This window comes from Litorivivens sp., from assembly GCF_041625495.1.
Lineage (GTDB): Bacteria > Pseudomonadota > Gammaproteobacteria > Pseudomonadales > Spongiibacteraceae > Litorivivens.
Genome location: NZ_JBFJTH010000009.1, coordinates 17,628 through 38,924, shown reverse-complemented (window position 1 = coordinate 38,924; position 21,297 = coordinate 17,628). Strand labels below are relative to the sequence as shown.

Sequence of the window (21,297 nt, the reverse complement as noted above, 5' to 3'; positions counted from 1 at the left end):
GAGGTAGACACGATGAGAGTGGTATTTTCCCATTCCTTCAATTGTCTCAAATGCACCTTCCTGCTAGACTGACCACCCATCTCACGGGGGCTGAGAATCTTTCCTTCTCGCGCCTCTACCCTCTAAACCTGCACATTCTTAAAGGTAGTACATGGCGCGTTTCATCTTCGTGACCGGTGGTGTTGTTTCGTCTTTGGGCAAAGGAATTGCCTCGGCCTCACTCGGAGCTATTTTGGAGGCCCGGGGCCTCAAGGTGACTGTCCTCAAACTGGATCCCTACATTAACGTTGACCCGGGCACCATGAGCCCATTTCAGCACGGCGAGGTTTTTGTTACCGAGGATGGTGCAGAAACAGATCTCGACCTGGGTCACTATGAGCGTTTTCTCCGTAGCAAAATGGGTAAACGCAACAACTTTACCACCGGGCGAGTATACGAAACGGTGCTGCGCAAGGAGCGCCGCGGTGATTACCTGGGCGGCACTGTTCAGGTTATTCCTCATATTACCGACGAGATAAAGCGTCGCGTCATGCTGGGCGCCGGTGATGCAGATATCGCCATTGTCGAAATTGGCGGTACCGTGGGTGACATCGAGGGGCTTCCTTTCTTCGAAGCCGCCAGGCAGATGCAGGTAGAGCTGGGTGCCAAAAACGCCATGCTGATGCACCTGACCCTGGTGCCCTATATTGCCACTGCCGGTGAGACCAAAACCAAGCCTACCCAGCACTCGGTGAAAGAGCTGCGCTCTATCGGCTTGCAGCCTGATATTCTTCTGTGCCGCTCAGATCACGAAATTGACGAGGGGTCGCGTCGCAAGATTGCGCTGTTTACCAACGTTGAGCCGCGCTCAGTCATTCCCTTGCCCGATGCGGATTCTCTCTACCGTATTCCGTCCATGCTTCAGGCACAGGGGCTCGACAGCATTATCGTGGAGCGCTTCGGTATTGAGTGTCCAGAAGCTGACCTTTCAGAGTGGAATGCTGTTATCGAAGGCGATCTGCACCCTGAGCGGGAAGTGACCATCGCTATGGTTGGCAAGTACATGGAGCTTATTGACGCCTACAAGTCGCTCAATGAAGCACTTTCCCACGCCGGCATTCACTCCAAAACCAAGGTCAATATCCGGTATATCGATTCAGAAGAGATCGAAACCAAAGGCACCTCTGTGCTCGACGGTGTACACGGCATTCTGGTGCCGGGCGGGTTCGGTTTGCGCGGCGTGGAAGGCAAGGTCTTAACTGTCAAACATGCTCGCGAGCAGAAAATTCCTTACCTGGGGATCTGTCTGGGCATGCAGGTGGCGGTCATCGACTACGCCCGCCATGTGGCCGGTTTGGAAGGGGCTCATAGCACTGAGTTTGTCGCCGACACTGCTCACCCGGTCATTGGGCTGATCACTGAGTGGGAAGACGCCAGCGGCAAGCGTGAGACCCGCGATGAATCTGCGGACCTTGGCGGCACCATGCGTCTGGGTGGTCAGGAATGTGGCCTGGTTGCTGGCACCCGCGCCTGTGATGCCTACGGTTCTGAGCGCATTATGGAACGGCACCGACACCGCTATGAGGTGAACAACAATTACATTGAGCAGCTTCAGGCCGCCGGCCTCACCATTTCTGGCTGGTCGTCAGATGGCTCACTGGTTGAAGTTGTTGAGCTGGCGGACCACCCCTGGTTTATTGCCTGTCAGTTTCACCCGGAATTTACCTCTCGGCCCCGAGAAGGGCACCCGCTATTTAATGGGTTTGTCGGGGCTGCGCTTGAGCAACTGGGTAACGGGTCATGACTATTGCAGACAAAACGATAACCGTTGCCCGTCTGCCAGTTGCCAATAACCGTCCGTTCACACTGTTTGGCGGAATGAATGTACTGGAGTCGCGCGACCTCGCCTTGCAGGTGGCGGAGCACTATGTGCAGGTGTGCGCCCGGCTGGGTATTCCCTACGTTTTTAAAGCGTCTTTTGACAAGGCGAACCGGTCATCAGTGCATTCCTTTCGGGGTCCGGGTCTCGACGAGGGACTGAAGATTTTTGAAGAGATCAAGTCGACGTTTGATGTGCCGGTGATCACGGATATTCACGAATGTGATCAGGCCGCGCCAGTGGCTGAGGTATGTGACGTGTTGCAGTTGCCGGCTTTCCTGGCTCGGCAGACGGATCTTGTCAAAGCCATGGCCGCGACCGGGGCGGTCATTAATATCAAAAAGCCCCAGTTTCTGAGCCCGGCCCAGATGAAAAATATCTGTGAGAAGTTTGCCGAGTGTGGCAATGAGAAGCTCATGCTTTGTGAACGCGGCAGCAACTTCGGGTATGACAACCTGGTCGTCGATATGCTGGGCTTTCGTACCATGCGTGACGTAAGCGGCGGGGCACCACTGATTTTCGATGTAACCCATGCCCTACAGTGCCGCGACCCCATGGGGGCAGCCTCTGGTGGACGACGTCATCAAGTGGCCGAGCTAGGCCGAGCTGGTATGGCAATCGGGCTGGCAGGGCTTTTTCTCGAAGCACACCCCAACCCTGATCAGGCGCGCTGTGACGGCCCAAGTGCCTTGCCGCTCGATCAGCTGGAACCCTTTCTGGCGCAGATGAAAGCCGTGGACGATGCGGTAAAAGCACTTCCCCCACTGGACATCAGCTGACGTTAACCCGATTACCCCAATAACTTATCTGGAGATTCATTCATGGCAGAAATTGTTGATATCAAGGCCTTCGAGGTTTTGGACAGCCGCGGTAACCCAACTATTCAAGCCGATGTGGTTCTGGCCTCCGGTGCGGTGGGCACAGCGTGCGCACCCTCTGGCGCCTCTACCGGCTCGCGCGAAGCGCTTGAGCTGCGTGACGGTGACAAATCTCGTTACCTTGGTAAAGGTGTGTTAAAAGCTGTCGCCAACGTAAACACAACAATTCGCGATCTGCTGATGGGCCGCGATGCCACAGAGCAACGTGCGATTGACCAGGCCATGATTGACGCCGATGGCACAGAGAATAAAGGCAATCTGGGCGCCAACGCCATTCTGGCGGTGTCGCTGGCTACGGCTAAGGCCGCCGCAGCCGAGAAGGGGATTCCCCTGTATCAGCACATTGCTGAAATTAATGGAACGGCTGGCGAGTACACCATGCCGGTCCCCATGATGAATATTCTGAATGGCGGCGAACATGCCGACAACAATGTGGATATTCAGGAGTTTATGGTGCAGCCCGTCAGCGCCGACAGCTTTGCCGAAGCTCTGCGTCAGGGTGCCGAGATTTTTCACGCTCTCAAGAAGGTGTTGTCCAGCCGAGGCCTGAGCACAGCGGTGGGTGACGAAGGTGGGTTCGCACCAAACCTGCCGTCAAATGAAGCCGCCTTGGAAGTGATTGCGGAAGCGGTTGCCAATGCCGGTTATAAGCTGGGCGAAGATATCACCCTGGCTCTCGACTGTGCGTCGTCCGAGTTTTACAAGAATGGCAAGTACGATCTGGCAGGTGAAGGCAAGACCTTTGATGCGGCCGGTTTCGCCGAATATCTCGATGACCTCAGCCAGAAATACCCGATCATCTCCATCGAAGATGGTATGGACGAAAGCGATTGGGACGGCTGGGCAATTTTGACCCAACGTATTGGCGACCGGGTGCAGTTGGTAGGCGATGACCTGTTTGTTACCAACACCAAGATCCTCAAGCGGGGTATCGACGAAAAAGTGGGTAACTCCATTCTGATCAAGTTTAATCAGATTGGTTCGCTGAGCGAAACCCTGGACGCGATCAAGATGGCGAAAGATGCCGGATTTACAGCGGTTATTTCTCACCGCAGTGGTGAAACCGAAGATACCACCATCGCCGACTTGGCGGTTGCTACGGCGGCTGGTCAGATCAAGACTGGCTCACTGTGCCGCTCAGACCGGGTTGCCAAATATAACCGCCTGCTGCGTATCGAAGCTGAGCTCGGCGCAGCCTATCGCGGCCGCGACGAGTTTACCTCCTAAGCTCCGAGGCGCGCGAGTGATAAGGCGCAATGCTCTGCTTTTCCTGTTGCTGGCGATATTTGTCTGGTTGCAATATCGCCTCTGGTTTGGACCGGGCAGCTGGGAAGAGATTACTCGTCTGCGCCGAGAAATCGCGCAGCAGGAGGAGACTAACGCTGAGTTGCGCGCGCGCAACGAGCGCTTGGCGAAAGAAGTGTTGAGCCTCAAAACCGATCTTGCCACGGTGGAAGAACGAGCTCGGCGTGAGCTGGGCCTGATCAAAAAGGGCGAAACTTTCTATTTGATTGTCGATGAGGCTGAGACGCCGTGACTGCAGACAATCTTTGGGTCGTGGTTCCGGCGGCCGGGGTGGGCAGCCGTATGGGGGCCGGTATCCCCAAGCAATATCTGACCGTAGCCGGTGAAACGGTGCTTTCCCGAACCTTAAAGCGATTGTTGTCATTGTCTGATGTCCATCGCATCGTGGTGGCTATTTCTGCGGAAGACCGTTGGTGGCCAAACGAGTCTATAGGCAAGCATCCACAGATTCAGACGGTTAGCGGAGGCGCTGAACGAGCCGACTCGGTGTTGGCGGGACTAAAGGCTCTCGCCGCTAACGCGGGTCCTGACGACTGGGTTATGGTGCATGACGCAGCGCGTCCTTGCGTGCAGCCACATCAAATTGAGGATATGCGGAAGTCGCTGCAAAGCGATTTGGTGGGTGGGCTTATGGCCATTCCTGTGGCCGATACGCTCAAGCGCAGTGATTCCGAGCTGCGAGTCTCTGAAACAATTGATCGGCGCGCACTGTGGGCGGCGCAAACCCCTCAGGTGTTTCGTTATCAGATTTTGCGCGACAGCCTTGAACGTGCGCTGGCTGAGGGAATCGCCATTACAGACGAGGCCTCGGCGGTGGAGTGGGCCGGGTTTAAGCCGCGCTTGTTCCCGGGAAGTAATCGCAATATAAAAATTACGGTGCCGGAAGATATCGAACTGGCCGCCATGATTCTTGATGCCCAGCCAGGATAGGAGAGAGCGTTACAATGAGAATTGGTCAGGGTATCGATGTACATCGCTTTGGTGATGGAGATACCGTCTGTCTTGGCGGTGTAAAAATAGCGTGCGATCAGGGGCTGGTTGCGCATTCAGACGGTGATGTAGTGCTGCACGCCTTGTGTGATGCACTGCTGGGCGCACTGGCGCTGGGTGACATCGGCAAGCATTTTCCCGATACCGATCCACGCTTTGCTGGTATAGACAGTCGCGAATTGCTCCGCCATGTGGTTGAACTGGTTGCCAGCAAGGGTTATCAGCTGGGTAATGCCGATATCACGGTTGTTGCGCAAAAGCCCAGATTGGCGCCGCATATTGATGCCATGTGCAAGACCATCGCGGCGGATATGAACACCTCATCGTCGCGGGTAAGCGTTAAGGCCACGACTAGTGAAAAACTCGGTTTTACTGGTCGTGGTGAAGGCATAGCAGCTTTCGCTACGGTGTTGCTGGAGGAGCACTGAAGTGCTGCAGTGTCCATTTGCGTGGGGCGGTCCGGTGTCCGTCGGCCGCATGCGAGTGCTGCCAGAGCATTTCCGAGTGATCGAGACGCTGGATGTTTCGTTTGACGCTGAGGGTGAGTTTGACTGGGTCTATATTGAAAAAACCGGACTGACGACGCCGGAGGCGGCCGATCTGTTGAAAGGTTTTTCCGGCGCGCGTGATATCAGTTATTCGGGTCTGAAAGACAAGCATGCCGTTACCCGTCAATGGTTCAGCCTACATATGCTTGGTGCTGCCAGTGCGGACTGGTCTGCGTTTAGTGACTCGCGCATCAAGGTGCTGCGATCTGAGCGACACCGGCGAAAACTGCGCCGGGGTACGCACCGTTACAATCACTTTGAGTTGGTGCTGTCGGGGGTAACTCTGGCCCAATTAGAGCAGCGGATATCCACGGTGGCTCAGCGCGGCGTGCCCAACTACTTTGGTGAGCAGCGTTTTGGTCGCCACGGTGAAAATATCGAAGCCGCCCAACGCTGGCTGCTTGGCGGTGGTAAAGTTTCCCGTTTCAAGCGCGGGCTTTGGCTATCAGTCGTTCGCGCACAGTTATTTAATGCAGTCTTGGCAGGGCGTGTGGCTGCCGGCAACTGGAATACGGCATTGGCAGGGGATCTGTTTGCGCTGGGCGACGGCAACAGTGTCTTTCAGGATGTGCTCTGCGAGGAACTTGCGCACAGGCTGGAAACCGGAGAGATTCACCCCACCGGACCACTACCGGGCAAAGTGGGGCGCACCGCCCCGGTCAATGCAGCGGCAGATTGTGAAAATAGACTCCTTGAGCCATACGCTCCGGTGGTGGCCGCGCTGGTAAAGCGTGGTGTTGAGGCAGCTCGTCGTCCACTGAGAGTGATTCCCAAGGGCTTGGCGGCAGAGCCCGCTGACGAGGGCGTTCGGTTGGCGTTTTCACTGCCGCGCGGCTGCTTCGCCACGGCGCTTGTGCGAGAATTGATTGATTATTCGGAATAGTAATGGCATGACGCAACAAAATTTTGGCGGCATTGGAATGACATCCCAGCGCACGCGCGACCGGCTGATCAATCGATTGCGGGAGCAGGGCATCAAAGACGCATCGGTGCTTGAGGTTCTCGGTCGAACCCCGCGGCACATTTTTCTCGATGAGGCCTTGTCTCATCGGGCCTATGAAGACAGTGCGCTGCCAATAGGCTACCAGCAAACCCTGTCGCAACCGTATATTGTCGCATTGATGACAGAGCTGATTCTTAGTGCCGGACCGCGCAAGCGGGTGCTGGAAATTGGTACGGGGTCAGGGTATCAGACTGCGGTTCTCGCCCAGCTGGTGGAGCGGGTGTACTCGGTGGAGCGCATATTGCCCTTGCAATCCAAGGCACGTGAACGCATGCGCACCTTGGGGCTTTCCAATGTTTATATGAAACACGCCGATGGTGGCATGGGCTGGGAGGCGCGCGGTCCCTACGATGCGGTGATTGTGACAGCAGCCCCCGAATCCGTCCCTGAGCCTTTGATTGCTCAGCTCGATGACGGTGGCCTGCTGGTTATTCCAGTGGGGGACGGTCGTAAGCAGGAGCTCAAACTGTTCAGGAAAAATGGCGCCAATCTCGAAGAAATCAGCGTGACACCGGTGATGTTTGTGCCGCTGCTCGAAGGAACTGTAGGCTGATGATGAAGCATTTCGGCGTATTTTTGCGTGGTGTCGCTATGGGTGCGGCAGATGTGGTGCCTGGGGTATCTGGCGGTACGGTCGCCCTGATTACCGGCATCTATGCCACGCTGATACAAAGCCTCAGCGCAATCAACATCGATTTTTTCCGGCTTGTGCTCAAGGGGCGTATTGTAGATGCTTGGCATCACGTAAACGCGAACTTTTTGCTGGCGCTGATGGCTGGTATTGCAGTAAGCCTATTCTCGCTCGCCAAAGTCATTACTTATGGGTTGGCGCAACACCCAGAGCCGGTCTATTCCTTTTTTATGGGGCTGATTCTGGCCTCATCGATATTGCTGTGGCGGGATATAACACCGCATCGTCTCAGTCATGGGGGATGGTTGTTGATCGGTGCGTTGTTTATGTGGGGCGTGTCTGAATTGCGGCCTGTGGCAATTGAGCCCACGCCCTGGCTGCTGTTCGGCGGCGGTGCAATCGCCATTTGCGCGATGATTTTGCCTGGAATTTCAGGCAGCTTCCTGCTGTTGATGATGGGGCTTTATTCGGTTGTCCTGAGCGCGATTGATACGCTGGATTTGGCGACCATACTCATCTTTGGTGCCGGCTGCATCGTAGGTCTGTTATCGTTTGTGCGGGTGCTGTCGTGGCTTTTAATACGCTATCGCAACGCGCTGATGAGTTTTTTGGTTGGGGTGCTGTTAATGTCGCTTAAAGTGCTGTGGCCTTGGCAGGGTGTTTCTATGGCTGCCGGTAGTGAGGCAGCTATTGCGGGCGGCGCATTTATTGTTGGTCTGGTGTTAGTCGCTGGGCTAGGGTATCTCGGGAGGCAGCGTTTGAGCTGAAAGCGCTAGTCCTGCTCAGACTGTTTTGATATAAAAAGTATCCTGTAAGTGGATTTAGTTATGAAAATGGCGGTTGTAGAGGGTTCACTCCACCCCGTGGTGATGCTTAAAAGACGCAAATCTGCCATGTAAAAAGAAGGAAAAATCAACATTTGTAGACTGGGCGGCATAAGGAAAGCGTTTTTTAATAAGGGGGATTTTTGCTTGTCGAAACCTCTTTTTTTTATGACGATCTTATTGCTGGCTGGCTGCACTGCGGGACCAAATTTCGCGCCTGTTGTTGATTTGCATTCGCCGCCTGAACGAACCCCGGAAAACTATGTGGTGCAGCGAGGCGATACCTTGTATTCCATCGCCTTTCGCTACGGTCTGGACTACCGGGGGTTAGCGTCTGCTAACGGAGTCAGAGGTGGAGCGTCAATTTTCCCGGGTCAGACATTGCGCCTTGTCGACAATGTGGTTGGCAATACGGCGCCGGTAACTAGTACGATTACACAAGCCAGCACCCCGTCGGTTTCAAAGACCCCGTCCGCGCCGAAAGTATCGTCGTCGCCGCCGCGCTCCGCACCTGTTCAGAAGAAATCTACTGTTGCTTCCACCATGCCTAAGCCAGTGCCTGAGAGCTTCACTGGGGAGTGGGTGTGGCCAGTCAAAGGTAAGCTATTAAGAGGGTTCAGTGCTTCCCAGTTCGCTCATAAGGGTATTGATATCGCCGGTAATATGGAGCAGCCTGTAAGTGCTGCTGCAGATGGGGTTGTAGTGTACGCGGGCAGTGGCTTGGTGGGTTATGGCAAGTTACTTATTGTGAAACACAATGAACGGTTCCTGAGCGCATACGCCCATAATAACCGTTTGTTAGTTAAGGAGGGCGATCAGGTAAAGCAGGGGAAGGTGATTGCTCGTATGGGCGACACCGGCACAGACGGTGTGAAACTGCATTTTGAAATTCGAAAAGATGGTAAGCCGGTAGACCCGGTGGCGCTGTTACCAAAGGAAGGAAGTAGGTAGGGGGAAGGACTTGTGCTAGCCGGGCGATAGACTTGTCGGCACAAATAAGAAGGCACGGAGTAGAAGGATGCTGTCATGAAAGCAGACGCTGACGATTTTGCCGTAGATAAAACTGTAAACCCCGTAGAAGTTCTCGCAACACAGGATTCTGATCGCAAGGAGTGTACCGACGGCCCGAAAAAACGTCGTCGTGTAAGTCAGGGAGAGCTAGATGCGACCCAGTTGTACCTCAACGAAATTGGTTATTCTCCATTATTGACCGCTGAAGAAGAAGTGCACTACGCGCGCTTAGCTCGGAAGGGTGACGCCGCGGGTCGCAAGCGCATGATTGTGAGCAATCTTCGGTTGGTGGTTAAAATCGCACGCCGCTACTCTAATCGCGGGTTGACCCTTTTGGATCTGATTGAGGAGGGCAATCTTGGGCTTATTCACGCCGTAGAAAAATTTGACCCGGAACGCGGGTTTCGTTTTTCAACTTACGCCACGTGGTGGATTCGCCAGACCATCGAGCGGGCTTTGATGAACCAAACCAGAACAATTCGCCTGCCCATCCATGTTGTGAAAGAGCTGAATATCTATTTGCGCGCTGCGCGTGAGTTGACCCAGCAGCTAGATCACGAGCCAACGCCGGAGGAAATAGCAGAGCATGTCGACAAGCCGGTCGAGGTAATCCAGAAAATGTTTGGTCTGAACGAGCGAGTCGGCTCTGTAGACGTGCCGATGGGCTGGGATTCTGACCGCCCCTTACTCGATTCGCTGGCAGACGACAATGCACGAGATCCCGCTGACTGGTTGCAGGACGATCATCTAAAAGTAGCCTTGAATAGTTGGCTGGAAGAGCTTAACGAAAAGCAGCGGGAGGTTCTGGCAAGGCGCTTTGGTTTACGCGGCCATGAGCCGGCAACGCTTGAAGAAGTTGGTGCTGAAATAGGCTTGACTCGCGAGAGGGTGCGCCAGATTCAGGTGGAAGGGCTGAAAACCCTGCGTACCTTGTTCGAATGTCGGGGCGTTGACCAGGAGGCAATATTCAGCTAGCGGCTTGTACCGGAAAAACGGAGCCGGGCGAGAGTTGCCGGGCGAAGACGAAAAAAGCGGCGCTAGCGCCGCTTTTTTTATGTGGGGGGTTAGCGTTCCAGGTACTTCAGTTTCCCTTCCACGCCAGCCCACTCTTCGGCATCCGCCGGGGGTTCTTTCATTTCAGTGATGTTCGGCCAGATTTCTGACAGCTCGGCATTCAATTCCAAAAACACCTGCTGGTCTTCGGGCAACTCATCTTCCGAGAAAATAGCGTCTACCGGGCATTCGGGCTCGCACAGCGCGCAATCGATGCACTCGTCGGGGTGAATGACCAGAAAGTTTGGGCCTTCATAAAAACAATCCACTGGACAGACTTCTACACAGTCTGTGTGCTTGCACTTGATGCAGTTTTCCCCAACTACAAATGTCATACGCCGCCTCTTTAATCCTGTCTGAAAATGACCGCAGGTCTTTGAAGGCGGCTATTCTACCACCTCAAATGGAAATGGGTACCACTCAATACCTAACAATCAGTAACAAAAGCGGTCAGCTTTTTTCGAGTGTTTTTAGACGATAGAGCACATCCAGTGCCTGCCGGGGCGAAAGGTCGTCCGGATCCAGTTCCTTCAAAGCTTCGAGGGCCGGGCTCGGCTCGGGAGCCGCCGAGAACAGATCCGGCTGGGCCGGGCTGGCGCCGTTGACGGGTACGGGTGATACCTTCTGCTCCAGCTGGGCAAGTTTGCGCCGGGCATTTTGAATCACGCTGGGCGGTATTCCTGCCAGTTTGGCGACCTGCAAGCCATAGCTCTGATTAGCTGGACCATCCTGTACCGCGTGGAGAAAGACAATGTGATCTTCGTGTTCTGTTGCGTCCAGGTGCACGTTGACGGCCGTCGGGTATTGCTCTGGCAGGGCCGTCAGCTCGAAGTAGTGGGTGGCAAACAGGGTGAATGCACGGACTTCTTCAACTAGCCTGACGGCGCAGGCCCAGGCCAGCGACAGGCCGTCAAAGGTGCTGGTGCCTCGGCCGACTTCGTCCATCAGTACCAGACTGCGCTCTGTCGCATTGTTCAGGATATTCGCGGTTTCGGTCATTTCCACCATAAACGTGGAGCGACCACCTGCAAGGTCGTCGGATGAGCCTATGCGGGTGAAAATTTGGTCAACCATGGGAATGCGAGCGGCTTTTGCCGGCACAAAGCTGCCAATATGGGCAAGCAACACGATCAAGGCCGTTTGCCGCATATAGGTTGATTTACCGCCCATGTTGGGGCCAGTGATCACCAGCATGCGGCGCTGTGCGTCAAATCGGGTGTCGTTGGCGATAAAGGGGCTCTCCAGCACCGACTCCACAACCGGGTGGCGACCACCCTCGATATGAATTTCGCCCTCCGCCATCAATTCGGGTTGGCAGAGATCCAGCGCGATGGCGCGCTCCGTGAGGGTCGCCAGCACATCCAGCTCGGCAACCGCCTCAGCGCATGTCTGCAGTGGCAGCAGGGCCTCGTTCAGGGTTTCCAGGAGGTCTTCGTAGAGTCCTTTTTCTCTGGCCAGAGCCCGGCTTTTGCTGCTCAGGGCCTTGTCCTCAAATTCCTTAAGCTCTGGGGTGATAAAGCGCTCTGCATTTTTCAGGGTCTGACGGCGGGTATATTCAACCGGAGCGTCGGTAGCTTGGGAACGGCTGATTTCAATGTAGTAACCGTGTACACGGTTGTAGCCAACTTTGAGAGTGCTGAGACCTGTGCGCTCACGCTCGCGGGTTTCCAGCTGTACGAGAAAATCACCAGCGTTGGTGCTGATGTCGCGTAGCTCGTCTAGCTCGGCGTCAAAGCCAGGGGCTATCACGCCGCCGTCGCGGATGACCATTGGCGGATTATCGACCAGCGCGCGCTCCAGCAAATCAGTAAGTTCCGGAAACTCGCCGAGGCGATCGGCCAGTTCCTGCAAATGCTGGTTGTCGATGGCGCGCAGTTGCGAAACCAGGGTGGGTACGGCCGTCAGCGATCGGCACAGGCGGGTCAGGTCACGCGGGCGCGCAGAGCGCAGCGCAACCCGGGCGAGTATTCGCTCCATGTCGCCGATCTGCTTGAGTTCCTCACGCACCGGATCGAAACGGAAATCCTGCAGCAGGCTGGCAATGCTTTGTTGGCGACCTTGCAGTGTGTGGAGGTCGCGCAGTGGGCGGTGCAGCCAACGTCGCAGCAGGCGCCCGCCCATGCTGGTGCGGGTGGTTCCGAGCACCGAATAAAGAGTGTTGTCTTCGCTGCCGTTAAGGTTGATGTCGAGCTCGAGATTGCGGCGGGTGGCGGCGTCGATGGCAACGCTGTCGCTGCGGTTTTCGTGCTGAATGCCGCGAATGTGGGGGAGGTCAGTGCGCTGGGTCTCGCGGGCGTACTGTAGCAGGCAGCCGGCGGCCCCCAGAGCGACGGTCAATTCGCTGCAGCCAAAACCCTGTAGATCTTTAGTGCCAAACTGCTGGTTCAGTAGCCGGTTGGCTGTCTCCAACTCAAACTCCCAGGGCGGGCAGCGGCGAAAGCCACTGCGGGATTCCAAGCGGCTTAGGGATAGCGACTCATTAACCAGCAATTCAACGGGGTTAAGCCGCTGGATTTCTGCCAGCAGGGCGTCTTCGCCGTCGGCTTCCAGCACGACAAAGCGGCCGCTACTGATATCCAGGCAGGCGATACCAAAGATGTTGTTATGGGCGTGAACAGCCACCAGCAGGTTGTCGCGGCGGGCTTCGAGTAGGGCTTCATCGCTGACGGTGCCCGGAGTGACTACGCGCACCACTTGTCGGTCCACCGGCCCTTTGCTGGTGGCCGGGTCGCCAATCTGCTCTGCAATGGCTACCGACTGGCCTTTGCGAACCAGGCGCGCCAGGTAGGACTCGGCGGCATGGAAAGGTACGCCGCACATCGGAATTGGCTCGCCGGCTGACTTGCCGCGGGCGGTCAGGGTAATATCGAGCAGTTCGGCTGCCTTTTTGGCATCATCGAAAAACAGCTCGTAAAAATCCCCCATGCGGTAAAACACCAGCTCGCGAGGGTGCTCTGCCTTGATCTTGAGATACTGCTGCATCATGGGGGTGTGCTGTTCTTGGCGGCTGGCCGTGGCGCTACTCATGGATTTTTATACTGATGATGGTTGGTTGCTGAAGGGTGCGATTGTACGGGCCGGCCGGCTGCAGGGCAAAGGTCTGGGCAGGAATTGTGGTGCGGTGGGTACGCTGCAAAAAAGTTACTGTCAACGGTTGACAGTGTCGCCGGATATACTGATTATATATACAGGTTGAATACTGTATACCAAATCACTCTATTGCTTAAACTTCGGGGGCCACTATGGATGATAACAAGCAGAAAGCGCTGAGTGCAGCGTTGTCGCAAATCGAGCGTCAGTTCGGCAAGGGCTCAATCATGCGCATGGGTGAGCAAGAGCGCGTGGCAGTGCCTGTTATCAGCACAGGGTCGCTGGCGCTGGACGTCGCGCTGGGCGTGGGCGGCTTGCCACGTCGTAAAATTATCGAGATCTACGGGCCTGAGTCCAGTGGTAAAACCACCCTGACGCTGCACGCGATTGCTGAAAGTCAGAAAAAAGGCGGCGTGTGTGCCTTTATCGATGCTGAGCACGCGTTCGACCCGAGCTACGCAGAAAAGCTGGGTGTGGACCTGGATAACTTGCTGATGTCTCAGCCCGACACTGGCGAGCAGGCGCTGGAAATCGCGGAAACGCTGGTGCGCTCCAGTGCGGTAGACCTGATTGTAATCGACTCGGTCGCGGCGCTGACACCCAAGGCGGAGATTGAAGGCGAGATGGGCGATAGCCACGTGGGTCTGCAAGCCCGTCTCATGAGCCAGGCTCTGCGCAAACTGACCGGCACCATCAACAAGTCCAACAGCACAGTGATCTTTATTAACCAGATTCGGATGAAGATCGGCGTGATGTTCGGCAATCCAGAAACCACGACCGGGGGTAATGCCCTCAAGTTCTACTCGTCGGTGCGGCTCGATATCCGTCGCATTGGGGCGATCAAGCAGGGTGAGGAAGTGGTCGGTAACGAAACACGGGTAAAAGTCGTCAAGAACAAAGTGGCGCCCCCTTTCCGGCAGGCGGAATTCCAGATCATGTACGGTCAGGGTATTTATCGCATGGGTGAAATCATCGATTTGGGTGTGCAACAAGGGCTGGTCGACAAGTCTGGTGCTTGGTATGCCTACAAAGGCGATAAAATCGGTCAAGGTAAAGCCAATGCGGCTAACTATCTGAAAGAGCACCCTGAAATTGCCAATGAAATTGAAGCAGGTATTCGCGCAGCGTTACTGCCCAGTGCCAAGCCGGTTGAAAATGGCGAGGCTGCGGCGGCGGTAGAAGAAGAGGACGCTTGATTTCTCGACAGATCTCCTTGGAGATCGCATCCTTTGGGCGCCGTATGGCGCCTTTTTTTTGTTGGCGGTTTGAGAAAAGAAAGGAGAGAAGGACGGGTGACTAGCCCGTCCTTCCGAGAGTGCTGGGTTAAACGTGGATACCCTTGAGCACCGCAGCCAGTGCCACCTGCTCCGATGAGGGCTCGGTGCCAGTCTCGGTACCATCTCCTTTGGCCGCAGCAGAATCCGGGAAGGTTTTGAACACCATGTTCATGATGATCTCGGTTGCTTTTGGCATCAAGGCATTGAGCACTTGCATGGTAATGCCCAGTGGCGTGGCGATCCGTTTGGGGCGTTTCACGATGGCTTCGCCAATCATATTGGCCGCCTCCTCGGGCGTGAGGGTTGGCACGGCCTGGTAGATCGAGGTTGGCCCGATCATGGGCGTGCGTACCAGCGGCATGTTGATTGTGGTAAAGGCAATATTGCGGTCCGAAAACTCTGCTGCCGCGCTGCGCGAGAACGCGTCCAGTGCTGACTTGGAGGCAGCGTATGCTGAGAAGCGCGGTGACGTGCCGACAATAACAGCGATAGAGGAAATGTTGATGACATGCCCTTGTTTGCGTTCCAGCATTGAGGGAGCAAACCCCATGATCAGACGTATTGCGCCGAAATAATTGAGCTGCATAGTGCGCTCAAAGTCGTGAAAACGGTCGAAGGTCAGTTCCAGTGAGCGACGGATGGAACGCCCGGCATTGTTGATCAATACATCCACGTGACCGTGGTTTTTCAGTACGGTCTCAACCAGGTTGTCACAGGAGTCCAGATCAGACACATCGCAGCTGTAAGCAAATGAGGTGCCGCCCAGCGCTTTGATTTCAGACTGGGTTTCTGCAAGCTTTTCGGTACTGCGGGCAACCAGCACCACTTGGGCGCCGGCTTCTGCCAGTTGCAGCGCGGCAGCCTTGCCAATGCCAGAGGAGGCGCCAGTGATGACAACCACCTTGCCTGAAACGTTCCCCTTCAGAGTGCGGTCTTTAAAGAGACCCGGGTCGAGGTGGCGTTCCCAGTAATCCCAGATGGCCGGGGCATAATCTTGAAGGCGGGGCACAGTGATACCGCTGCCTTTCAGAGCGCGTTCTGTTTCCCGTGTATCGTAACGGGTGGGCATATTGGCAAAGCGCAGGGCGTCAGCCGGAATGCCGAAATCGCCGAGTACCGCTTGCATGATGCGTTTTATGGGTGGCAGATTTCCAAGCATGCCGCGGATGCTATCCGGTATAAACGCAAACATGCGGGTGTCGATTCGCAGCGCCATTTTTGGTGCGTGTCCGGCTTCGGCAAATATGTTCAGTACCTCGCCCACGCGCGCCCCGTTGGGGTCGGTCAGGTGAAAGCAGGTATTGTCGAGCTTGGGTTTGTGGGAAATGTGATCCAGTGCGTCGGCCACGAAATCTACGGGCACGATATTCATCTGACCGCCTTCAATGCCAATCAGAGAAACCCAGGGCGGCAGCATGCGGCGGAATTTCTGCAAGACCTTGAAGAAGTAATAGGGGCCGTCGATTTTGTCCATTTCGCCGGTTTTCGAGTGCCCCACCACCATTGATGGACGATAGACGCGCCAGGGGATCGAGCACTCATTGCGGACAATGCCTTCGCTGACATGCTTGGTACGAAAATAGGGGTGTGACAGACCTTCGGCTTCTTCAAACATGTCTTCGCGGAAGGTGCCTCGGTACATGCCGGCGGCGGCAATCGAACTTACCAGATGGAAACACTTTGCCTGCATTTGTTCGGCGCAGCTTACGGCGTGGCGGGTGCCTTCGACATTGGCAATTTCTTGGCTCTCGGCGTCGGCCTTCAGGTCGTAAATGGCGCCCAGATGATAAAAGTGGTCAATATTGCCTGTGAGGTTTTTCATGTCTTTGGGAGTAATGCCGAGACGCTTCTTCCCCAGATCACCAGTAACCGCAACGATTTTGCTTTTATCGACGCCGCATTGTTCTATCAGTTTTTCGATTTTGTGTTTTGAACTTTTGCGCACTAACACGTAGATAGTGCCGTCGCGCTTGCACAGGTTTTGAATCAGGAATCGGCCGATAAATCCGGTTCCGCCGGTAACAAAGTAGTTCATGCGCTGCTCCTCGGTACTGAATGTTGTTGTTACTGTTTATATTCCATCGCGATTCGCTAACGATCAGTTGTTCGGTTCTGATCTAGCGGTAGGCATTTACTGCATCTTCTAATTCTTTGAATGCGTCGTGTATATAGCCGCCGAGTGTGTCCAGGTTGGGCAAGGCGTGTGACGCCACCAGTCCAAAATGTAAGTGCTGGTCGTAGCTGTACAGGGTGATATTCATATGGTTGCTCGGCGTAAGCGCACTGATCGGGTAGCTTTCTTCGAGTTTGGCACCCCGCATATACAGTGCCTTTCTTGGGCCGGGTACATTCGACACCAAAGTGTTTCCTAACGGAGGAAGTACATCGCTCATCTTCAGCAATTCTGCAAGCTGTGCAAATATTCCCAGCGTTAGTGTATAAGCGATTACAGAAGAAGCTGCAACACCGTCAACCTGATAGCGAACATTGCGTAGGGTAAAGCCGATTTCGCGCAGCCGCTCATAGGGGTCAGTGGTTTTACGCGCCAGATCCACCAGGACAATGCCTATTCTGTTGCCGCCTTCTTCGTCGCCTTCTGCGCGCAGGTTGACAGGCATTTGTATGGTGATCGGTTCTTCGAGGTCACTGCCGCATTCCTCGAGGTAGCGGTGTAAGGCGCCATCAATACAAGTTAGAGCAATATGATTAAGGGTGGATCGTGTCAACTTGCGTAAACGATTGACCCGTTCCATTGGTACGGTTGCGGTCGATACCTGGCGGCCGGCAGACACCTGTCCCGTCAAGACGGTTTTGTGCTGGAGCTTGAAAGGTACTGCAACTGCATTTTTGGTGAGATGTACCTGTTCCAGCACTAACTGGGCACTCAGCTTTGACAGCCCGGCCAGCATTTTTGCCTGGTCTCGTGATTTGCGTAGTAGTAGTTTCGCAATGGTTTTGAACGAGAACGACTGGCGGTCTCGTGGCGAGCGGTCAGAGGGCACCGACCAGACGGGTGTCAGCTTCCTGGTTTTTGCAGATTCGGAAAAGCTGCGAATGGTCCAGCGGGTAATCGTTACGCCGTCGGCATAGGCGTGGTGCAGTCGTGTATACACGGCGAAGCGGTTGTCATCCATGCCGTCGAGAATATGAAATTCCCACATTGGCCGGCTGCGATCCATCTTGGGGGTGTGTAGCTCACCGGCAAGGCGATTGAGCACCCGGCGATTGCCTGGTGCCGGGAGCTCCCGGTAGAAAACATGATCTTCCATGCGTAAGTCGGTGGCGGTGCGCCATTCCGGAAGCCCAAACCGCGACCAGTGAATGATCTGGTTGAACGGTGCTTTAACCTGATCGGCGGTGGCCAGCAGCTCTGTGTAAAGTTGGCGAGCAAAATCCGGTGATGCATTTTTTGGCTTACGAAATATCATCAACCCGCCAATATGCTTGGGGCTGGCTTCCGTTTCGGTCAGAAAAAAGGCCAAGTCCATCATGGACAGTTTGCTCATACTACCCCCAGTCTACTTATGGCTATTTACGGATGAGCCAAGGCTGACCTGGTCATCAGTGTAAATGAGTCTACGGTTAATGTTGGGTATTCTCCAAATCCATAAGTTTATAAACATTATTTTTGTTGTTGATGATGCAAGGTGCCATAACTTGACACCTTAACGCATTATAGAGGCCGCACCACTTATGCGCTAAAACGGCTAGCCGACAGGCCGCCCCCTTGGAAAATTGGAAGTCAGGGGCGTTGATAGAATGCAATGAGTGCGGCAGTAATCGCAACATTTAACGACTCTACACCGTTGTGCATGGGTATGGCTAGTTGTACCGCGCAGCGCTTGGCTATCCCGCTTGAAACGCCATCTGTTTCATTGCCCAGTACGTAAACGGTGCGCTGAGCTGGTTGGTGGTCGAGTAGAGATTGTTTTGCATGGGAAGAAAGGGTTGCCAGTGAAAACTCAGCGTTAGCCAGCGCTTCGAGGCAGGCCCCGAGCTCGTCGCAGTAATAAATTGGGGCTTTGAACAGTGTGCCGGCGCTGGCTTTGGCGACCAGCGGTGATAGGCTGGCGCAACCGTTTTTCGGTAAGATCAGTCCGGTTATTCCGCTGGCCGCAACACTGCGAATAATCATTCCCAGATTTTGCGGGTTGGTAATTCTGTCCAATGCGATCAGGCGCTGGTTCGACTTCTCTGATGTCAAAAGCGTCTGGTAATCACGGTAGCTGGGCAGTTGCAGGTCGAGGGCTACCCCCTGATCCTGCTTGCCGTTGCGCGAGATGCGTGACAGGGCCTGACGGGAATGATAAGCCACGGTAATGCCGCGCGAATCTGCCACGCGTTTGATCTCCGAGATAATGCCATCGTCGCGGTTGCTGTCTGCAAGGTGCAGTTTGTAAGCCGGCAGCGTGCTGTCGCTAAGGGCTTCTAATACCGGTTTGCGCCCATAGATGGTCAGCATCTGGTCGTAGAACTGTTTGCGTGAGCGGTATTCGCTGGAATCTGTTGGCATTACGAGGGGGTTCCCAGTTGCTGGCGATATTGTCCCGGAGACATGCCAGTCCATTTTTTGAATGAGCGATGAAACGCACTGCTATCCTGAAAGCCCATTAACAGGGCGATCGCGTTGATACTCAGCTCCCGTCGATTCATATAGGTGACTGCGGCATCTTTGCGGAAGTCGTCCTTGAGCTGCTGATAACTGGTGCCTTCCTTTTGAAGGTGTCGGTGCAAGGTCCGAACCGACATGTTGAGATGGTCCGCAATCACTTGTGCGGAAGGTATTTCCGATCCTAGTTCATGAGCAAATATAGCTTTTACTTTTTCCTGATATTCGCCGGCATTTAGTGTTTTACGGCGGCTTATAAGGGGGTAGGGCGCCGTGCGAAGAAATTCATGGAGAGTACTTTCAGTCTGCACGAGCGGCATGGCGAGACTGTCCTTGGTAAGCGTGAGGGTGTATTCGGGCTGGTTCAGTTCTATGGGGGCGTCGAACAATGGTTCGTATTCACTGATCAGACGTTGGTCACCGCCAACGAGTTGTACCGAGTGCAGCGGTAGGTTTTGTCCGACAAACCAGCTGAATAGTCGGTACATCATATACAGAGTAGAGGCTTCGGATGCCGGATTGTCGGTGCCAGCCGGCATATTCGGGTTGTCGAAACGCAGCCTTGCCAGTCCTTTGTCATTCAGTTCGCTAATGGGTTGGCGTCGGCGCACGGTGCTGCTGCGAAACTGATCGAAGTAGTCTAGAAATTCGGCATAGCGTTCTATCGCCTGCTGTAAAGTTCGGCAGTGCACAATAAAAAGGCACATCATGCGGAAGGTTCCGGGCGGCGCGCGGTCCGGCGTCATCATGCCAAAGGCTTCATCTTGAAGCATGATCATCAGTTGCCGATAGAGTTTGCTGTACAGCCGGGTGGGGATATCGGTGAGGTGCTGATATTCGGGTAGTAGTGGGTTGTATTGGAGGCCGATGGTCTCGAGCACTTCGTCGACGCTGTAACCGTGGTTGGCAACCACCCGCAGCAGTGAGCGAAATGCCTTCATCGGCATGGAGTCTTTTAGGGGTTGTTTACTGGCGGTGCGAGTCACGATTGATGCTTCTGGCAGTACAGCATGGCGATGGCATGGTACTGCGTGGCCGCCTCAATCGCTACTGTCCTCGTCATGGTGCGCATTACCTTTGTGGGCGATTGTAGGCGCGCGCGGCTGCTTGCCGCGCACGCTCTGCTGCAGATTTGAGCTGTTCTGCGATATCCAGTATTTCCTGGCCGCTCAGGTCGCGACTATAAGAGCCGCTTGAAAAGATAAGTTCAGGTAATTGATCGTATCCAAATACAGGAACAGTGATATTGCAGACCGGGTAGCGGGTGGTCGGGTCAATCCGGTCCAGGTGATAGTGTGACTGCAATAGGGCGCGTTGATAGTTGCCGGTAACCTCTTCCAGTGCGTTCAGATCCCATATTCCGCGTAAGCGGGTGAGGTCGGCGTTCAATTGTTCTTCGGCCTCGGTGCGTAGGGTGACTTCAAAGCCTCGGGCGCGGATGGCAATCACCGAAATGCGCAGCTGCTGGTCAAGCTTTTCGTCAAGTGTCCCACCGAGCTGCTGTTCACCGCTATCCAGCCAGCTTTCCAGTTGCTTTGCCGGGGACCAGGCAATAAAGCTGGCTCCCAAAGGCGCCATAAATGGCAGGCGCATGCCCAATTGGAATGGCGAATGGACTGGGTTGGAGTGGCCATAGTGAGCCAGTAAAACAATGTTGCGGCCACTGCGGCCGGCGGCACCGCAGCCCAGTCCTGCCGATTGTGACAGGGCTTCCAGTTCAGCGCGGGCATATTCGAGTACAGGAAACAGGGCGTGAGCGGCGTTGCCGGCTGCAACGATATTGGGCCCTAATCGGTAGGCTTTGCTGCGCGGGTCCTGAATCAGAAAGCCGTAATGAGACATGGTGGTCAGAATGGCATGGCAGGTGGCCTTGTTAAGGCCCAGCTTGCGGGTGATGTCGGTAAGACCAAAGGATTCCTGTGGGTTGGCTGTCAGTAAATCGATTATGGCCAATGCCCGGGCTGTGGGCTTGGAAAATAACGCCATGATAATCCTTAACTTTGCAGTCGCTGCGCGTGCCTGTGGTTTAATTCTTTTAACTTCTCCAGCATAAAAATTTAAACCATGACTGGCTACGCCTCAAATGAAAAGTCGGTAATTGTCGGCCTGCAGGTGCTGGTTTGGCGCGCACCTTGGTGGCACACATATTGCACCAAAGGGGATCATTGCGCGATGCAGTGAGCCGATATTGTGCGCTTTTCGGGGTCAGGTAAGACCTGA

The 21,297-nt window shown here is 54.8% G+C and carries 19 protein-coding genes; 12 read left to right on the top strand and 7 right to left on the bottom strand.

All coding sequences use genetic code 11. The features are described from left to right. The first annotated feature begins 151 nt into the window (after positions 1-151). The 11 genes from ABYP39_RS02060 (at position 152) to rpoS (ending at position 10,023) form a co-directional block, all read left to right on the top strand. Entirely contained in the window at positions 152-1,783 is a 1,632-nt protein-coding gene (locus ABYP39_RS02060; RefSeq protein ID WP_372749580.1) for a CTP synthase, read from the top strand. Beyond that, entirely contained in the window at positions 1,780-2,637 is an 858-nt protein-coding gene (gene kdsA, locus ABYP39_RS02055) for a 3-deoxy-8-phosphooctulonate synthase (RefSeq protein WP_372780914.1), read from the top strand. The genes ABYP39_RS02060 and kdsA overlap by 4 nt, the downstream gene beginning before the upstream one ends. Positions 2,638-2,679: 42 nt before the next feature. Then, positions 2,680-3,963 (top strand): phosphopyruvate hydratase, encoded by a 1,284-nt coding sequence (gene eno / locus ABYP39_RS02050; RefSeq protein ID WP_372749488.1) that lies wholly within the window; start codon positions 2,680-2,682, stop codon positions 3,961-3,963. 16 nt (positions 3,964-3,979) lie between these two features. Continuing rightward, positions 3,980-4,273 (top strand): cell division protein FtsB, encoded by a 294-nt coding sequence (gene ftsB, locus ABYP39_RS02045; RefSeq protein ID WP_372749487.1) that lies wholly within the window; start codon positions 3,980-3,982, stop codon positions 4,271-4,273. After that, a complete protein-coding gene (gene ispD / locus ABYP39_RS02040; protein ID WP_372780912.1) occupies positions 4,270-4,971 on the top strand; it encodes a 2-C-methyl-D-erythritol 4-phosphate cytidylyltransferase in 702 nt (233 codons plus the stop codon). The genes ftsB and ispD overlap by 4 nt, the downstream gene beginning before the upstream one ends. A 14-nt stretch (positions 4,972-4,985) precedes the next feature. After that, positions 4,986-5,459: a 2-C-methyl-D-erythritol 2,4-cyclodiphosphate synthase gene (ispF, locus tag ABYP39_RS02035; protein WP_372749485.1), complete on the top strand. Its 474-nt coding sequence runs from the start codon at positions 4,986-4,988 to the stop codon at positions 5,457-5,459. A 1-nt stretch (position 5,460) separates the two neighbouring features. After that, a complete protein-coding gene (truD, locus tag ABYP39_RS02030) occupies positions 5,461-6,462 on the top strand; it encodes a tRNA pseudouridine(13) synthase TruD (protein WP_372749484.1) in 1,002 nt (333 codons plus the stop codon). A 7-nt stretch (positions 6,463-6,469) separates the two neighbouring features. Then, positions 6,470-7,135 (top strand): protein-L-isoaspartate(D-aspartate) O-methyltransferase, encoded by a 666-nt coding sequence (locus tag ABYP39_RS02025; protein WP_372749483.1) that lies wholly within the window; start codon positions 6,470-6,472, stop codon positions 7,133-7,135. Beyond that, entirely contained in the window at positions 7,135-7,980 is an 846-nt protein-coding gene (locus ABYP39_RS02020; RefSeq protein ID WP_372780910.1) for a DUF368 domain-containing protein, read from the top strand. Before ABYP39_RS02025 ends, ABYP39_RS02020 begins: the two co-directional genes overlap by 1 nt. A 204-nt stretch (positions 7,981-8,184) precedes the next feature. Continuing rightward, a complete protein-coding gene (locus ABYP39_RS02015; protein ID WP_372780908.1) occupies positions 8,185-8,988 on the top strand; it encodes a peptidoglycan DD-metalloendopeptidase family protein in 804 nt (267 codons plus the stop codon). 75 nt (positions 8,989-9,063) lie between these two features. After that, positions 9,064-10,023 (top strand): RNA polymerase sigma factor RpoS, encoded by a 960-nt coding sequence (rpoS, locus tag ABYP39_RS02010; RefSeq protein WP_372780906.1) that lies wholly within the window; start codon positions 9,064-9,066, stop codon positions 10,021-10,023. An 89-nt stretch (positions 10,024-10,112) separates the two neighbouring features. Here rpoS and fdxA read toward each other — a convergent pair whose 3' ends face one another. Then, a complete protein-coding gene (fdxA, locus tag ABYP39_RS02005; protein ID WP_372748209.1) occupies positions 10,113-10,436 on the bottom strand; it encodes a ferredoxin FdxA in 324 nt (107 codons plus the stop codon). A 115-nt stretch (positions 10,437-10,551) separates the two neighbouring features. Continuing rightward, on the bottom strand, positions 10,552-13,128 hold the full coding sequence (gene mutS, locus ABYP39_RS02000; protein WP_372748210.1) for a DNA mismatch repair protein MutS: 2,577 nt from the start codon (positions 13,126-13,128) through the stop codon (positions 10,552-10,554). Between the two features lie 215 nt (positions 13,129-13,343). Here mutS and recA point away from each other — a divergent pair, with 215 nt between their 5' ends. Beyond that, on the top strand, positions 13,344-14,387 hold the full coding sequence (gene recA, locus ABYP39_RS01995; RefSeq protein WP_372748211.1) for a recombinase RecA: 1,044 nt from the start codon (positions 13,344-13,346) through the stop codon (positions 14,385-14,387). A 127-nt stretch (positions 14,388-14,514) separates the two neighbouring features. Here the strand turns inward: recA and ABYP39_RS01990 are convergent, their stop codons facing one another. From ABYP39_RS01990 to ABYP39_RS01970, 5 genes are all read right to left on the bottom strand, one after another. Further along, the gene (locus ABYP39_RS01990; RefSeq protein ID WP_372748212.1) at positions 14,515-16,503 is read right to left on the bottom strand and encodes an SDR family oxidoreductase; all 1,989 of its coding nucleotides are present in this window, start codon (positions 16,501-16,503) and stop codon (positions 14,515-14,517) included. Positions 16,504-16,585: 82 nt separating this feature from the next. Further along, the gene (locus tag ABYP39_RS01985) at positions 16,586-17,974 is read right to left on the bottom strand and encodes a wax ester/triacylglycerol synthase family O-acyltransferase (RefSeq protein ID WP_372748213.1); all 1,389 of its coding nucleotides are present in this window, start codon (positions 17,972-17,974) and stop codon (positions 16,586-16,588) included. A gap of 236 nt (positions 17,975-18,210) precedes the next feature. Further along, positions 18,211-18,981, bottom strand: coding sequence for a TrmH family RNA methyltransferase (locus ABYP39_RS01980; protein WP_372780904.1), 771 nt, complete (start codon positions 18,979-18,981; stop codon positions 18,211-18,213). After that, on the bottom strand, positions 18,981-20,063 hold the full coding sequence (locus ABYP39_RS01975) for an AraC family transcriptional regulator ligand-binding domain-containing protein (protein ID WP_372780902.1): 1,083 nt from the start codon (positions 20,061-20,063) through the stop codon (positions 18,981-18,983). Before ABYP39_RS01975 ends, ABYP39_RS01980 begins: the two co-directional genes overlap by 1 nt. Positions 20,064-20,148: 85 nt before the next feature. Beyond that, a complete protein-coding gene (locus tag ABYP39_RS01970) occupies positions 20,149-21,063 on the bottom strand; it encodes an IclR family transcriptional regulator (protein WP_372747968.1) in 915 nt (304 codons plus the stop codon). Positions 21,064-21,297 lie beyond the last annotated feature (234 nt).

What these genes read in the sequence shown, in the direction of transcription:
- ABYP39_RS02060 (WP_372749580.1), top strand. Translation starts at nt 152, where the DNA reads ATGGCGCGTTTCATCTTCGTGACCGGTGGTGTTGTTTCGTCTTTGGGC.
- kdsA (WP_372780914.1), top strand. Translation starts at nt 1,780, where the DNA reads ATGACTATTGCAGACAAAACGATAACCGTTGCCCGTCTGCCAGTTGCC.
- eno (WP_372749488.1), top strand. Translation starts at nt 2,680, where the DNA reads ATGGCAGAAATTGTTGATATCAAGGCCTTCGAGGTTTTGGACAGCCGC.
- ispF (WP_372749485.1), top strand. Translation starts at nt 4,986, where the DNA reads ATGAGAATTGGTCAGGGTATCGATGTACATCGCTTTGGTGATGGAGAT.
- ABYP39_RS02025 (WP_372749483.1), top strand. Translation starts at nt 6,470, where the DNA reads ATGACGCAACAAAATTTTGGCGGCATTGGAATGACATCCCAGCGCACG.
- ABYP39_RS02020 (WP_372780910.1), top strand. Translation starts at nt 7,135, where the DNA reads ATGATGAAGCATTTCGGCGTATTTTTGCGTGGTGTCGCTATGGGTGCG.
- rpoS (WP_372780906.1), top strand. Translation starts at nt 9,064, where the DNA reads ATGAAAGCAGACGCTGACGATTTTGCCGTAGATAAAACTGTAAACCCC.
- fdxA (WP_372748209.1), bottom strand. Translation starts at nt 10,436, where the DNA reads ATGACATTTGTAGTTGGGGAAAACTGCATCAAGTGCAAGCACACAGAC.
- mutS (WP_372748210.1), bottom strand. Translation starts at nt 13,128, where the DNA reads ATGAGTAGCGCCACGGCCAGCCGCCAAGAACAGCACACCCCCATGATG.
- recA (WP_372748211.1), top strand. Translation starts at nt 13,344, where the DNA reads ATGGATGATAACAAGCAGAAAGCGCTGAGTGCAGCGTTGTCGCAAATC.
- ABYP39_RS01990 (WP_372748212.1), bottom strand. Translation starts at nt 16,503, where the DNA reads ATGAACTACTTTGTTACCGGCGGAACCGGATTTATCGGCCGATTCCTG.
- ABYP39_RS01985 (WP_372748213.1), bottom strand. Translation starts at nt 17,974, where the DNA reads ATGAGCAAACTGTCCATGATGGACTTGGCCTTTTTTCTGACCGAAACG.
- ABYP39_RS01980 (WP_372780904.1), bottom strand. Translation starts at nt 18,981, where the DNA reads ATGCCAACAGATTCCAGCGAATACCGCTCACGCAAACAGTTCTACGAC.
- ABYP39_RS01970 (WP_372747968.1), bottom strand. Translation starts at nt 21,063, where the DNA reads ATGGCGTTATTTTCCAAGCCCACAGCCCGGGCATTGGCCATAATCGAT.